The sequence below is a fragment of the Mesorhizobium sp. M2E.F.Ca.ET.219.01.1.1 genome, from assembly GCF_004016445.2.
In the GTDB taxonomy this organism is placed as follows: domain Bacteria; phylum Pseudomonadota; class Alphaproteobacteria; order Rhizobiales; family Rhizobiaceae; genus Mesorhizobium.
Genome location: NZ_SADT02000001.1, coordinates 1,563,291 through 1,576,018, shown reverse-complemented (window position 1 = coordinate 1,576,018; position 12,728 = coordinate 1,563,291). Strand labels below are relative to the sequence as shown.

General features: G+C 62.9%; 14 protein-coding genes. 11 read left to right on the top strand and 3 right to left on the bottom strand.

Annotated features, from left to right (window positions below; translation table 11 throughout):
* Positions 1–50 precede the first annotated feature (50 nt).
* The 3 genes from EN862_RS07415 to EN862_RS07405 all read left to right on the top strand — a co-directional run bounded on the left by EN862_RS07415 (position 51) and on the right by EN862_RS07405 (position 3,009).
* Positions 51–1,220, top strand: a complete 1,170-nt coding sequence (locus tag EN862_RS07415) for an FIST N-terminal domain-containing protein (RefSeq protein ID WP_127863481.1) — start codon at positions 51–53, stop codon at positions 1,218–1,220.
* 5 nt (positions 1,221–1,225) lie between these two features.
* Complete coding sequence (locus EN862_RS07410; RefSeq protein WP_127864014.1) at positions 1,226–2,560, top strand: hybrid sensor histidine kinase/response regulator; 1,335 nt, start codon at positions 1,226–1,228, stop codon at positions 2,558–2,560.
* A gap of 167 nt (positions 2,561–2,727) precedes the next feature.
* The gene (locus EN862_RS07405) at positions 2,728–3,009 is read left to right on the top strand and encodes a hypothetical protein (protein WP_127863480.1); all 282 of its coding nucleotides are present in this window, start codon (positions 2,728–2,730) and stop codon (positions 3,007–3,009) included.
* A gap of 32 nt (positions 3,010–3,041) precedes the next feature.
* Here the strand turns inward: EN862_RS07405 and EN862_RS07400 are convergent, their stop codons facing one another.
* A complete protein-coding gene (locus tag EN862_RS07400; protein WP_112127478.1) occupies positions 3,042–3,725 on the bottom strand; it encodes a response regulator transcription factor in 684 nt (227 codons plus the stop codon).
* A gap of 207 nt (positions 3,726–3,932) precedes the next feature.
* Here EN862_RS07400 and EN862_RS07395 point away from each other — a divergent pair, with 207 nt between their 5' ends.
* The 5 genes from EN862_RS07395 (at position 3,933) to EN862_RS07375 (ending at position 8,160) form a co-directional block, all read left to right on the top strand.
* Positions 3,933–4,631 carry a fumarylacetoacetate hydrolase family protein gene (locus tag EN862_RS07395; protein WP_127863479.1) on the top strand — a complete coding sequence of 233 codons (699 nt, stop codon included), beginning with the start codon at positions 3,933–3,935 and terminating at the stop codon, positions 4,629–4,631.
* Positions 4,628–5,278 carry a maleylacetoacetate isomerase gene (gene maiA, locus EN862_RS07390; protein WP_127863478.1) on the top strand — a complete coding sequence of 217 codons (651 nt, stop codon included), beginning with the start codon at positions 4,628–4,630 and terminating at the stop codon, positions 5,276–5,278. Before EN862_RS07395 ends, maiA begins: the two co-directional genes overlap by 4 nt.
* The gene (locus EN862_RS07385; RefSeq protein WP_127863477.1) at positions 5,268–5,729 is read left to right on the top strand and encodes a DUF4262 domain-containing protein; all 462 of its coding nucleotides are present in this window, start codon (positions 5,268–5,270) and stop codon (positions 5,727–5,729) included. The genes maiA and EN862_RS07385 overlap by 11 nt, the downstream gene beginning before the upstream one ends.
* 210 nt (positions 5,730–5,939) lie before the next feature.
* A complete protein-coding gene (locus EN862_RS07380; protein ID WP_127863476.1) occupies positions 5,940–6,980 on the top strand; it encodes a zinc-dependent alcohol dehydrogenase family protein in 1,041 nt (346 codons plus the stop codon).
* 94 nt (positions 6,981–7,074) lie between these two features.
* Entirely contained in the window at positions 7,075–8,160 is a 1,086-nt protein-coding gene (locus EN862_RS07375) for a hypothetical protein (RefSeq protein ID WP_127863475.1), read from the top strand.
* A gap of 20 nt (positions 8,161–8,180) precedes the next feature.
* Here the strand turns inward: EN862_RS07375 and EN862_RS07370 are convergent, their stop codons facing one another.
* Positions 8,181–9,044, bottom strand: coding sequence for a DMT family transporter (locus EN862_RS07370; RefSeq protein ID WP_127863474.1), 864 nt, complete (start codon positions 9,042–9,044; stop codon positions 8,181–8,183).
* A 102-nt stretch (positions 9,045–9,146) separates the two neighbouring features.
* Between EN862_RS07370 and EN862_RS07365 the strand changes: the two genes are divergently transcribed.
* From EN862_RS07365 to EN862_RS07355, 3 genes are all read left to right on the top strand, one after another.
* Positions 9,147–10,565: a PLP-dependent aminotransferase family protein gene (locus EN862_RS07365; protein ID WP_127863473.1), complete on the top strand. Its 1,419-nt coding sequence runs from the start codon at positions 9,147–9,149 to the stop codon at positions 10,563–10,565.
* Between the two features lie 147 nt (positions 10,566–10,712).
* Complete coding sequence (locus EN862_RS07360; protein WP_127863472.1) at positions 10,713–11,294, top strand: TetR/AcrR family transcriptional regulator; 582 nt, start codon at positions 10,713–10,715, stop codon at positions 11,292–11,294.
* Positions 11,291–12,127, top strand: coding sequence for a DMT family transporter (locus EN862_RS07355; RefSeq protein WP_127863471.1), 837 nt, complete (start codon positions 11,291–11,293; stop codon positions 12,125–12,127). The genes EN862_RS07360 and EN862_RS07355 overlap by 4 nt, the downstream gene beginning before the upstream one ends.
* 69 nt (positions 12,128–12,196) lie before the next feature.
* Here the strand turns inward: EN862_RS07355 and EN862_RS07350 are convergent, their stop codons facing one another.
* The gene (locus EN862_RS07350) at positions 12,197–12,694 is read right to left on the bottom strand and encodes a MaoC family dehydratase (protein WP_112127469.1); all 498 of its coding nucleotides are present in this window, start codon (positions 12,692–12,694) and stop codon (positions 12,197–12,199) included.
* Positions 12,695–12,728 lie beyond the last annotated feature (34 nt).

Sequence of the window (12,728 nt, the reverse complement as noted above, 5' to 3'; positions counted from 1 at the left end):
TAAGAAAAGAAACGCATAAAACCGCGTTGGAGGAATTGCGGAGAAGGTAGCTGGCCAGTTCGAGCACACGCTATGCGTCGGGCCTATCGGCGCTCACCACGGATGAGCCCGACCCGAATGCCTTTGCCCGGGCCATCGCGGCCGAAGCGGCGATCGTCGACGCCGGCTTCGCGCTTCTGTTCTTCTCCCAAGGCCTGGTCGACGCGGCGGCGCTGGCGCAGGCGCTGAAAGCCTACGCGCCGTCGCTCGCCTATGCCGGCTGCTCGACCGCCGGCGAGATCACGCCGCAGGGACTGGAAGAAGGACATATCCTTGCCCTGCTTTTGCCCTCGGCGTCGTTTTCAACCGTCTCCACCATGGTCGAAAACCTCTCTTCGTCCAGCATGGACAGTATCACCGGCGAGGTCGTGGCGTTGCGGCGCCTGCTGCGCGGGCGCATCGGCCACGACCGCTCCAAGGGGATTTTCGCGCTCTGTTTCATCGACGGGCTGTCCTATGCCGAGGAAGCGGTGACCTCGGCCATCCACTGGGGGCTGGACGACGTCCCGCTGATCGGCGGCTCGGCCGGCGACGACCTCAAATTCGAGACGACCAGGCTGATCGCCAACGGCAAGGTCGCCTCGGACAGCGCGATCGTCGTGCTGGTCGCGACCGAGATCCCCTTCCACGTCTTCAAGACCGACAATTTCATCCCGACCGACGAGAAGCTGGTGGTGACGGCATCCGACCCGGATCATCGCGTCGTGCGCGAATTCAACGCCACCAACGCCGCGGAGGAATACGCAGCCTCCGTCGGCATCCTGCCGCAGACGCTGACGCCGCTGAGCTTTGCCTCGCACCCCGTCGTGGTGAAGGTCGGCGGAGAATATTACTGCCGCTCGATCCAGCGCATGCACCCTGACGGCTCGCTGTCTTTCTTCTGCGCCATCGACGACGGCGTGGTTCTGTCCATCGCCCAGCCGAAGAACATGGTGGAAGCGACGCGCAGCGCCCTCCAGGATGTCGAGCACAGACTGGGCGGCATCGATATGATCCTCGGCTTCGACTGCGTGCTGCGCCGGCTCGACGCCCGCAATCGCCAGGTTTTTCGCGATATCTCCGAGCTCTACCGGACCAACAAGGTCATCGGCTTCGGCACCTATGGCGAGCAGTACCGCTCGATGCACCTCAACCAGACCTTTACCGGCATCGCCTTCGGCGAGCGCCAGGCGGCCGAGTGAACGAGATGCCGCTGCGCGACATCGCCGACGTCGACAGGCTGAAGAAGATCAACGCGGCGCTTGTCAGCCGCGTCGAGCGCTCGATGGACCAGCAGGGCAACGCCTTCTCGCTGTTCCAGACCGCGATTTCGCTGGAAAACCGGGTGCGCAACCGCACCGAGGAACTGCACGCGACGCTGCGCCGGCTCGAGCAATCGAACATCGATCTCAGCGCGGCGAAGGAAAACGCCGAGCTGGCGAACCTCTCCAAGACCAGGTTCCTCGCCGCCGCCAGCCACGACGTGCTGCAGCCGCTCAACGCCGCGCATCTGTCGGTCTCGGCGCTGGCCGAGGTCCAGACCAGCGAGGAAGGCAAAAAGCTGGTGCGCCAGGTCGAGCGCTCGCTGGAGACGATGGAAGACCTCTTACGCACGCTGCTCGACATCTCCAAGCTCGACGCCGGCGTTGTGCAGCCCGAAATCGGAGACGTCAGCCTGGAAACGCTGTTTTCCTCGCTGCGCTCGGATTTCCAGCCCGAGGCTGAGAAAAAAGGCCTGTCGCTGAAGTTCCGGCCGGTCAATGTCGTGGTGCGCTCCGACCGCACGCTGCTCAGGCGCATCCTGCAGAACATCCTCTCCAACGCGCTGCGCTACACCCGCTCCGGCGGCGTGCTGGTCGGCACCAGGCACCGCGGCGATACCATCCGCATCGACGTCGCCGACACCGGCTGCGGCATTGCCGAGGACCAGCGCGAGGCGGTGTTCGAGGAGTTCCATCGCGGCACCTCGACGCTTGCCGACGGCGGATTGGCCGGCGGACTGGGGCTGGGCCTCGCCATCGTGCGCCGCATGGCGGCCGCACTAGGCCATCCCGTCACCTTTTCCTCAAGGGTTGGGCGCGGCACCATCTTCCACATCGACGTGCCGATCGGCATGGCAGCCGAACCGGCGACGGCCATCGCCGACATGGACCGTCCGCGCGGCTACGGCCTCTTCGGCACCAAGGTCTTGCTGGTCGAGAACGACGCCGACGTGCTCTCCGCCATGACTTCGCTGCTCGAACGCTGGCAGTGCCTGGTGCGCGCAGCGACCTCCACCGACGACGCGCTCGATCTTCTGGGCGACACCGACTGGGTGCCCGACATCGTCATCGCCGACCAGCATCTCGACGGTGGCGACCTCGGCACCGCGACAATAGCCGAAGTGCGCGACTATCTCGGCCGTCCGGTGCCGGCGCTGATCGTCACCGCCGATGGGTCAGAGCTCGTCGCCAAGGCGGCGCGCGCCGCCGGCATAGAGCTGATGCGCAAGCCGCTGAAGCCCGCGCAGCTGCGCGCGCTGCTGGCGCATCTGCTGGCTTAGGATCTCTGGTCCCTTCTCCCCGTCACCATACGGGAGAAGGCGGCGGCCGGATGAGGGGCGGCGCCGACGTTGCGGGAAAGCCGTCTGCTCCTAAAAATCCACGCAGTGGTGAGTGATTTTGCAAACAGCTAGATAGTCAGAGAACTAGACGGCCGGAGAAGGACAAAATGGAAAAGGAAGTGCCGTTTGAGGTTGCGGTTATCGACGACGAGTCATACGAAAATTTAGTGGCCGAGGTTAGATTTCCTTCGAAGGAATTTGGACTAATACTTAGTCAAGAGGAGTCCCGCGAAAGAATAGACGTTTCAATTTTTTCGTTCATATCAGACGGCCGAGAAAAATTCTACGAAACAAAAAACACACCGGAGGTATGTATCGAACTAAACTTACTTCTGTCAGCAATTGATGAGGCTGTTCGGAGACTGAAGCTCCTTGATATACCAAGGTAGCTTAAAATTGGAATTGCGGTGGCAGTGCAGGGTTAAAACCCAGCCTGATCCCTGAACAGCTCCGCATTGTCCAGCTTCGACACTTCGATCACCGCCTGCGTGCGGCTATACACGTTGAGCTTGCGCAATATCTCCGAGACATGCGCCTTCACCGTGGTCTCGCCCACCTGCAGCTCGTAGGCGATCTGCTTGTTGAGCATGCCCTGGCGCAGCATCTGCAGGACCCTCAGCTGCTGCGGCGTGAGCCTCGCCAGGCGCTGCACCATGTCGGCGCGGTCGGTGCTGTCGGGGTCCGGCGGCTGACCCTCGTAGTTCTCCGGCACGTAGACGGCGCCTTCCATCACCGAGCGAATGGCGGCGGCGAGGTCGCTCTTGCGCGCCGATTTCGGGATGAAGCCGGCCGCGCCATAGGACAGCGCCTCGGAAATGATCTTCGGCTCCTCATAACCTGAGACGATCACCACCGGCAGCCGCGGGTAGCGGGTCCTCAGCTGCAACAGCCCCTCGAAGCCATGCACGTCGGGCATGCTGAGATCGAGCAGCGCCAGATCGAACGGCTTGGCGTCGGCAAGAAGCTCGATCGCTTCCGCGATCGAGCGCGCCTCGACCGTGTCGACGTCCGGATAGGCCATCTGCACGGCGCTGTGCAGCGCCTCGCGAAACAGCGGGTGGTCGTCGATGATCAGGAAGCGGGCGCGGTCGCTGACGGAGCTCATTGCAAACGTTCGGGCATGGGTTCGATTTCGTCTGGCACAGGATAGTCCGGTGACCATGGCCAGATTATTGGCAAATAGTATATCGCCCAATGGTACAGGCCGTGCGATTGAAACGACAGGCGGACGTGCGCGTGAGCGTCCTCAGTCTTGCCCGGCCGTCGAAATCGGCCGAGAGTGCGCAGATTCATGCCAGCATAGAGACCGTCCATGCCAGAATTCGTCCTTCCGCCGCCAGCAATCGCCTCGGTCGCCATTGCCGGAACGGCGGAACGGTTTGCCGTGCGCCGTATCTTCTGCGTCGGCCGCAATTACGCAGCACACGCGCGTGAGCTCGGCAATGACGAGCGCGACCCACCCTTCTTCTTCACCAAGCCGGCCGACGCGGTTGTCGACAGCGGCGCCGAGATACCCTACCCGCCGCTGACCTCGAACCTGCATCACGAGATCGAGCTGGTCGTCGCCATCGGCAAGGCCGGCTTCCGCATTCCGCGCGCCGATGCGCTCGCTCATGTCTGGGGCTACGGCGTCGGCGTCGACCTGACGCGCCGCGACCTGCAGGATCAGGCGAAGAAAGCTGCCCGTCCGTGGGATTGGTCGAAGGCCTTCGACCAGTCAGCACCTTGCGGTCCGCTGGTTCCGGCTACGAAATCAGGCCACCCGGAGAAAGGCCGCATCTGGCTCGCCGTCAACGGCGCGGTGAAGCAGGACGGCGATCTTGCCGAGCTGATCTGGCCGATCGCCGACATCGTCTCGATCTGCAGCGAAGCGGTCGAGCTTCGGCCGGGCGACCTGATCTTCACCGGCACGCCGGCCGGCGTCGGCGCGGTCCAGTCGGGCGACAGGATTACCGGCGGGGTCGACGGCATCGGCACCGTCGAGGTGATCATCGGGCAGCCGAGGCGATGAGCGAGCTCATCCTCCACAACTACTACCGCTCCTCCACCTCATACCGGGTGCGGATCGCGCTGGCGATGAAAGGCCTGGACTACACTTATGTGCCGCATCATCTGCGCCACGGCGAGCATCTCGAGCCCGCCTATCTCGCGGTCAACCCGCAAGGCCTGGTGCCGGCGCTGGTGCTGGACGACGGCAGGCTTTTGACCCAGTCGCTGGCGATCATCGAATATCTCGACGAGATTGAGCCTAACCCGCCGCTGCTGCCGAAGGATGCGCTGGGCCGTGCGCGCGTCCGCATGCTGGCGCAGATGATCGCCTGCGACATCCATCCGGTGAACAATCTGCGCGTGCTGACCTCGCTGCGCGCTTTGTTCGGCGCCGGCGACGAGGACGTCGTCAACTGGTTCCGGCACTGGGTGAACGAAGGTTTCCAGCCGCTTGAAAAGATTCTCGCCTCCTCGCCCGAGACCGGCACCTTCTGCCACGGCGACACACCGGGCCTCGCCGATATTTGCCTCGCCGCCCAGGTGACCAACAACGCCCGCTTCGGCGTCGACATGGCGCCCTATCCGGTGATTGCCCGCATCAACGCCGCCTGCATGGCGCTGCCGGCGTTCCAGAAGGCTGCGCCGCAGAACCAGATCGATGCCGAATAGGAAAGCCAAGGATGCCGAGGAGGCCAAGGCACTCGCCGACATCGAAGAGTACGGCTGTCATATCCTCTACGTGCTGGAGGAGGACGAGCATCCGCCATTCGCTATTCGGTCGGGATCGAGCACAATTTTGGCGTCCCTGAATTGGTCGTCATCGGGCTCAAGCCGGAGCTCTCGATGCAACGAATACTGCCGACGCGTGCGCGACGGCGAGAGGTTCCGTGTTGGTGAGCGGGCGTCGGGCTTTCTGGGAGGTGGCTTCGACTGCCAATTCGGTGCGGTCCATCCCGATCACTACCCAGAATATTTCGGCTGGGACATATGGTTCTACGACGGCCCGGATTTCCGGATTATGCAGCTTATCTTTCCGACAACGTCCGGTGTTTGGCCATGGGATGCCGAAGCCGACGAATGGTTTCGCAAACGGCAGCCATTGCTTGATGCCCCACCATAACTAACGCCCCACTCTGAGCGTCACCGCCCAGAACGCCAGTGCAGCCAGGCCGATGCCGGCGTGCTTGCGCCCGACGACACGCGGCTGGCCGATTTCCGCGAGCAGCCGGTTTAGCCGCGCAACCCGCCGGCCCCGACACTGGCAGAATCGATTTCCGGTCGACCGGCGGCGGAATCGGCTATCGTCACCTCAAAAATGTGGGAGTTGCCGATGAAAGCCGTCGTCTTCGAGAAATTCGGCGAAGCGCCGACGATCCAGACCGTGCCGGATCCGAAACCGGCCGCCGACGGTGTGGTCATCAAGGTCGAGGCTACAGGTCTTTGCCGCAGCGACTGGCACGGCTGGATGGGCCATGATGACGGCATCACGCTGCCGCACGTCCCTGGACATGAACTGGCGGGCGTCGTCGTGGCCGCCGGCAAGCAGGTCAGCCGCTGGAAGGCCGGCGATCGCGTCACGGTGCCCTTCGCCGTCGGCTGCGGCCGCTGCTTCGAATGCACCTCCGGCAACCATCAGGTCTGCGAACACCAGACACAGCCGGGTTTCACCGGCTGGGGCTCGTTCGCCGAATATGTCGGCATCGAACATGCCGACACCAATCTCGTGCGCCTGCCCGAGGAGATGGAATACGCTACCGCCGCCAGTCTCGGCTGCCGCTTCGTCACCTCCTTCCGCGCCATCGTCGACCAGGGCCGGGTGACGCCCGGCGAATGGGTCGCCGTGCATGGCTGCGGCGGCGTCGGCCTGTCGGCGATCATGATCGCCAGCGCCATGGGCGCCAATGTGATTGCCATCGACCTCACCGACGAGAAGCTGGAGTTTGCCAGAAAGATCGGCGCCGTGGCGACGATCAACGCCTCGACGACGCCGAACGTGGTCAAGGCGGTCAAGCAGATCACCAATGGCGGCGCGCATATGTCGATGGACGCGCTGGGACACCCGACCACCTCGTTCAACTCGATCTCGAACCTGCGCCGGCGCGGCCGCCACGTTCAGGTCGGGCTGATGCTGGGCGAACATGCCCGTCCGCAAGTGCCGATGGACAAGGTGATCGCCTTCGAGCTCGAACTCCTCGGCAGCCACGGCATGCAGGCCTACCGCTATTCCGCGATGATGGAAATGATCCGCACCGGCAAGCTGAAGCCCGAATTGCTGGTCGGCAAGAAGATCAGTCTCGAAGAGGCTCCGGCCGCCCTAATGGCGATGGGCGGCTTCGAAGGGATCGGCATCGGGGTGGTGACGAAGTTTTAGCACGCGCTAGGCAAAGGCGGCGAGCGTCCGCGCTTATCGTGCTTGCAGTATTTTTATAAGGAACATAAAGTGAACATCATATTGGAATAAACCAATGTATGTTGGGCTGAGGGCAATGAGGCTTGCTTCGTACTTATTTTTGTTTGTGTTGCTGATTTCTACGGTTGATGCGGCTGCTGCAGAGCAAGTAAGCCGTGGGGCAACCCCAGATTGGCCACCCGCCCCTGCGGCAGCATCGCCAGGATGGGATGCGCCGCGCTTTGAGAAATACCCTGCAAAGCCGACCCCCGAAGGCCCTGGGGCAATGCCTCGCTTCAACGGACCAAACTGGACGCCGGAAACCAAAGCCAAAATTAGGGAAGCGGTGAAATCCGGCTACAATTTCGCCGGACACTATACGATCGCCGAAGTGGCATGCGGCACTGAATGTAAATCTGCTTGGGTTGTCGACGGACGAAGCGGCGCGATCCACGCCTTCCCGTTGGGTGGGGAAGGCACAAGCAGCTTGAAACTGGTCTATAATGTGAAAAGCCGATTGATAAAGGCGGCATGGCTTAACAGCGAAAAAGTCCTATGCACGCAGCAGGATTTCAATTGGGACGGCAAGGATTTCAATAACATTGTTGGCATGGACCATACCGACAAAGGCACCTTCTTTCGATGCGACGTTCTCGATTCGAGCGTATCGATGGAGTGGCCGTCTGATGAGGCGAAGATATCGCCCGGCGATGAATTGAGCTTCGAAACCTTTCCGGCGAGGGTTTTTCAAAACGGGCCTGTTAAACTGCCTCAGTTCGATGGCAGAGACCGCGGGGCGCGGGAATATCGCACAAGAATATCAGATGCGATGAAATCCGGCGCGAATTTTGCCGGACATTACACGATTATCGAAATCGGATGCGGTACAGGTTATTTATGTGTGTATTTCGCGGATACAAATAGTGGAAAAGTTTGGGATTTCCCGCTTGGCGGTATGGAATACTCGAATTTGGAACTGAAATACTCGTTGGATAGTCGATTGATAAAGGCCCGATGGATAGACGGCTTAAATGGTGATCAGGCAGACTGTGCGGAGTCGGTTGCTGAATGGGATGGTCGCAATTTCAGCAGCTTCGGCAAGACACATCGTGGGGTGGCTGACGAAACCTACTGTTCATTTGACCCACCTCAAAACGAATAGGGCTCAATTTCACCAAGCCCCTACCGCGCGAACTTCTTCGCCCCGAACACGCAGGCCACGACACCCAGCGTGACGACCACCATCATCGGGCTGACCTTTTCGTGCAGCAGGCTTGCCGCCAGCGCCAGCCCGAAAAAGGGCTGCAGGAGCTGCAACTGCCCGACGGCGGCGATGCCGCCTTGCGCGAGGCCGCGATACCAGAACACGAAGCCAATCAGCATGCTGAACAGCGAGACATAGGCGAGGCCGATCCAGGCGCCGGAACCGATGGTGGCGAAGGATGGCGGCAGCGTCGCGAAGCTCAGCGCCAGCATCACCGGCAGTGACAGCGCCAAGGCCCAGCAGATCACCTGCCAGCCGCCGAGCTTGCGCGACAGCTTGGCCCCTTCGGCGTAGCCCAGCCCGCAGACGATGATGGCGCCAAGCATCAGGCCGTCGCCGACCGGCGAGGCGGTCACGCCTTGGGCCAGGGCAAAGCTGGCGACCAGAGCGCTGCCCAGGCACGAGAACAGCCAGAAAGCCGGGCGCGGACGGTCGCCGCCACGCAGCACGCCGAAGATCGCGGTCGCCAGCGGCAGCAAGCCGACAAAGATGATGGAATGCGCCGAAGTGACATGCTTCAGCGCCAGCGCCGTCAGCAGCGGGAAGCCGACCACGACACCCAGCGCAACGACGGCGAGCGAGATCAGATCCCCTCGCTCCGGACGCTTCTCGCGGAACAGCAGCAGCATCGCAATCCCGAGCAGACCGGCGATCGCCGCCCTGGCCGCCGTCAGGAAGGTCGGGTCGAAATCCATCACCGCTATCCGCGTCGCCGGCAGTGATCCGCTGAAGATCAGCACGCCGATGAAGCCGCTGAGCCAGCCGTCGAAACTCTTTTCCATGATCTGCTCCGTTTGCGCTTCCGTACCGGCGCGGGCCATGGTGTTGCCAGAGACAATGGAGTACAATTCTACAAAACTGTAATGGTCGGCAGGGAAGTACAGATGGACGTATCAGGCCCAAATGCCAGCGGCGCCACCCTCGTCGAAACCGTCATGGCGGCAATCCGTCAGCGTATCGCGGCGCGCACGCTGACGCCCGGAGCCCGCCTGCCATCGATACGGGCTATGGCCAGAGCCATGCAGGTTTCGAAGTCGACCGTGGTGGAGGCCTATGAGCGGCTGGCAGCTGAGGGCACGATCCGTTCGCGGCCCGGCTCCGGCTTTTACGCCGCCGGCCAGCTTGCGCCATTGTCGCTGGCCGAGATCGGCCCTCGGCTTGACCGCGCCGTCGACCCGCTCTGGGTTTCCAGGCAATCACTTGAAGCAGGTGAAGAGATTCTGAAGCCCGGCTGCGGCTGGCTGCCGGCCTCCTGGATGCCGCAGGCCGCCTTGCGCCGGGCGTTGCGCAGCGCGGCCCGCGCGGAGGACGTGGCGCTTGCGGACTACGGCACGCCGCTTGGCCTGCCGCCGCTGCGCCAATTGCTGGCAAGGCGCATGGCCGAGCATGGCATCGAGGTCTCGCCGGACCAGATCATGCTGACCGACTGCGGCACCCAGGCGATCGACCTTTTGTGCCGCTTCCTGCTCGAACCCGGCGATGCCGTGCTGGTCGACGACCCCTGCTATTTCAACTTCCATGCGCTGTTGCGCGCGCACCAGGCCAAAGTGGTTGGCGTTCCTTACACGCCTTCGGGTCCGGATATCGAGCTTTTCGCCGCCGCGCTCGCCGAGCACCGCCCGCGCCTCTACATCACCAATTCCGGCATCCACAACCCGACGGGCGCGATTCTGTCGCCGGTCACCGCGCATCGGTTGCTGAAGCTCGCCGACCAGGCGGATCTCACCATCGTCGAGGACGATATCTTTGCCGACTTCGAACACAGCCCTGCCCCGAGGCTCGCGGCGTTTGACGGACTGCAGCGCGTCATCCAGATCGGCTCCTTCTCCAAGACGCTGTCGGCCTCGGTGCGCTGCGGCTTCATCGCCGCGCCACCCGACTGGATGGAGGGCCTGACCGATCTCAAGATCGCCACGACATTCGGCGGTGCGCGGCTGTCCGCTGAACTGGTGCTGACCCTTTTGAAGGACGGCAGCTACCGCAAGCATGTCGAGCAGTTGCGCACGCGCCTGTCGCGCGCCATGGCCGAGACCGCCGGCAGACTGAAGGCGATGGGCATCACGCCCTGGATCGACCAGCCGGCCGGCATGTTCCTCTGGTGCCGCCTGCCCGACGGCATCGATGCCGCCGATGTCGCCCGCCATGCGCTGTCGGACAATGTCGTGCTGGCGCCCGGCAACGCCTTCAGCCTGTCGCATACCGCCGGCCGCTTCATGCGCTTCAACGCGGCGCAATGCGAAGACCAGCGCATTTTCAGGGCCCTGGACAAGGCGATGGCGGCATCCCGCCTCAAAGCCGCGTAGGCGCGACCACCGATTGCCCAAGCGGTCTTGCGGAGCTCAAAGCCGGATGCCGGTTGCGCTTGTCTCCCACGTCCGGCCTAGCCGGCAATTGACAGGCCTCGTCGCGCGGGCGTAGATAGACAGACCTGTCTCACCCTAGTTGCTACTATGACCGAACCGACCAGAACCGACAAGCGCCAGCACATCGTTGAAACCGCCTATGGGCTGTTCAAGCGCGCGGGCTTTCACGCCACCGGCATCGACCGCATCATCGCCGAAGCCGGTGTGGCCAAGATGACCATGTACCGGCATTTCCCCAGCAAGGACGATTTGATGGTCGAGGTCCTGGTCTACCGTGCGGGGCGCTTCGAGCGTCAACTCGACCGTCTCGCTGAAACGGCGGCCATGCCCGAACAGAAAATCGGCATAATCTTCGACTGGTACGGTCGCTGGTTTCACAGCGCCGACTTCCATGGCTGCCTGTTCGCGCATGCCCTGGCCGAGTTCGGCGATCCGGCGCACCCGGTGTTCCAGGCCGCCGCCAGGCAGAAGAATGACCTCAAGCGGCGGATGGAGCTGATCCTCGAAGAGATGATGCCCGCCGACGAGGCCGACAGTATTTCGGCCGCCCTGCTGATGCTGATCGAAGGCGCGACGCTGATGGCCCGGATGGGACAGCCAGACACCGCCATTCGCGAAGCCCGCAAGGCGGTAATGGCCATCCTCGCCGCGCGGGAGAGATTGCAATGAGCGCTACAGTCATTGGCCTGGCGCTGTTCGCCGCGATCCTGCACGCCAGCTGGAACGCCTTCTTGCGAACCGGCAGCGACAGGCTGTGGACCGTCACGGTCATGAGCTTTTCAGCGACGGTGGCCGCCATTCCGCTGGCGATCTTCCATCCCCTGCCGGCGTCATCGGCCTGGCCCTATATCGTTCTGTCAGCATGCCTTCAGGTCGGCTACAGCCTCTTTCTGGTGGCAGCCTACCGTTACGGTGAATTGGGACAGGTCTACCCGATCGTTCGCGGCTCTGTGCCGCTCCTGGTGACGGTTGGTGGTTTCGTTCTGGCCGGCGAGCGCCTGAGCACGCTTCAGACCCTTGGCGTCGTCCTCGCCGCGCTCGGCATCATGAGCCTTTCCCTTGGCAAAGGGCGCGCGGCGACCAAATCAATTTTCTATGCCCTGGCGACCGGCGTGATCATCGCGGCCTATGCGACGGTCGATGCCATCGGTGTCCGCTCGGCGGGAAGCTCGGGCGCCTACACGGCCTGGGTGCTGTTGACCTACGGCGTGCTGCTGCCGGCCACCTTCATCATCTGCCGCGGCAAGCTCACGGTGGACTTTCGTTCGCCGGACGCGCTGAAGGCGCTTGGCGGCGGGATTTTCGCCCTGATTGCCTATGGCGCCGTGGTTGCGGCCTTCGCGCTCGGGCCGGCCGGCCCAATCACGGCCATCCGCGAGACGAGCGTGGTTTTCGCGGTGCTGATTGGACGGCTCTTCCTGGGAGAGACGCTGACGCCGAAGCGCATTGCGGCCTGCGGCGTTGTCGCGCTAGGCGCGATCTGCCTTGGCTATCATGGATGACTACGGCCGAGAGGCTGTTTCGAAATTCGCTCTGGCGATGGCCGCCGGAGTAGAATTTCCAAACGGCCTCTAAGCGCCCGCCCGCTTACGGCGCTCATACATCATCACCAGCGTCTCGGCGGTCAGCGCCGGCTTCTGCTCGCCTTCGATCTCGACGGTGTTGGCGGCCTTCATCAAATACTGGCCGGGGCCGCGGTCTTCCATGGAAAGCAGCGTGATGCGCAGCCTGATGCGCGCCCCGGCTTTTACCGGCGCCAGGAAGCGCACCTTGTCGAAGCCGTAGTTGAAGGCGGCCTGCGTGTTTTCCGGCACGATGCCCATCTCCAGCGCCAGCGCGCCGATGATCGACAAGGTCAGATAGCCATGCGCGATCGTGGTGCGGAACGGACTCTGCCGCTTTGCACGCTCGGGATCGACATGGATCCACTGATGGTCGCCCGTGCATTCGGCGAACTGGTCGATGCGCCGCTGGTCGACCGTCGTCCAATCGGACACGCCAAGCTCCTGCCCGGACATCGTGCGCAACTGTTCAAAAGTCGGCGGCGTTCTCCGCCGTGGTTCGGTCATTCCGGCTTTCCCGTCACTCTAGCCTGTCTCCCGA

Excerpts from the sequence above, each read along its gene's own strand:
- EN862_RS07400 (WP_112127478.1), bottom strand. The coding sequence starts at position 3,725 with ATGAGCTCCGTCAGCGACCGCGCCCGCTTCCTGATCATCGACGACCAC.
- EN862_RS07365 (WP_127863473.1), top strand. The coding sequence starts at position 9,147 with ATGGACGTATCAGGCCCAAATGCCAGCGGCGCCACCCTCGTCGAAACC.
- EN862_RS07375 (WP_127863475.1), top strand. The coding sequence starts at position 7,075 with ATGTATGTTGGGCTGAGGGCAATGAGGCTTGCTTCGTACTTATTTTTG.
- EN862_RS07395 (WP_127863479.1), top strand. The coding sequence starts at position 3,933 with ATGCCAGAATTCGTCCTTCCGCCGCCAGCAATCGCCTCGGTCGCCATT.
- EN862_RS07385 (WP_127863477.1), top strand. The coding sequence starts at position 5,268 with ATGCCGAATAGGAAAGCCAAGGATGCCGAGGAGGCCAAGGCACTCGCC.
- EN862_RS07410 (WP_127864014.1), top strand. The coding sequence starts at position 1,226 with ATGCCGCTGCGCGACATCGCCGACGTCGACAGGCTGAAGAAGATCAAC.
- EN862_RS07380 (WP_127863476.1), top strand. The coding sequence starts at position 5,940 with ATGAAAGCCGTCGTCTTCGAGAAATTCGGCGAAGCGCCGACGATCCAG.
- EN862_RS07350 (WP_112127469.1), bottom strand. The coding sequence starts at position 12,694 with ATGACCGAACCACGGCGGAGAACGCCGCCGACTTTTGAACAGTTGCGC.
- EN862_RS07360 (WP_127863472.1), top strand. The coding sequence starts at position 10,713 with ATGACCGAACCGACCAGAACCGACAAGCGCCAGCACATCGTTGAAACC.
- EN862_RS07405 (WP_127863480.1), top strand. The coding sequence starts at position 2,728 with ATGGAAAAGGAAGTGCCGTTTGAGGTTGCGGTTATCGACGACGAGTCA.
- EN862_RS07370 (WP_127863474.1), bottom strand. The coding sequence starts at position 9,044 with ATGGAAAAGAGTTTCGACGGCTGGCTCAGCGGCTTCATCGGCGTGCTG.
- EN862_RS07355 (WP_127863471.1), top strand. The coding sequence starts at position 11,291 with ATGAGCGCTACAGTCATTGGCCTGGCGCTGTTCGCCGCGATCCTGCAC.
- maiA (WP_127863478.1), top strand. The coding sequence starts at position 4,628 with ATGAGCGAGCTCATCCTCCACAACTACTACCGCTCCTCCACCTCATAC.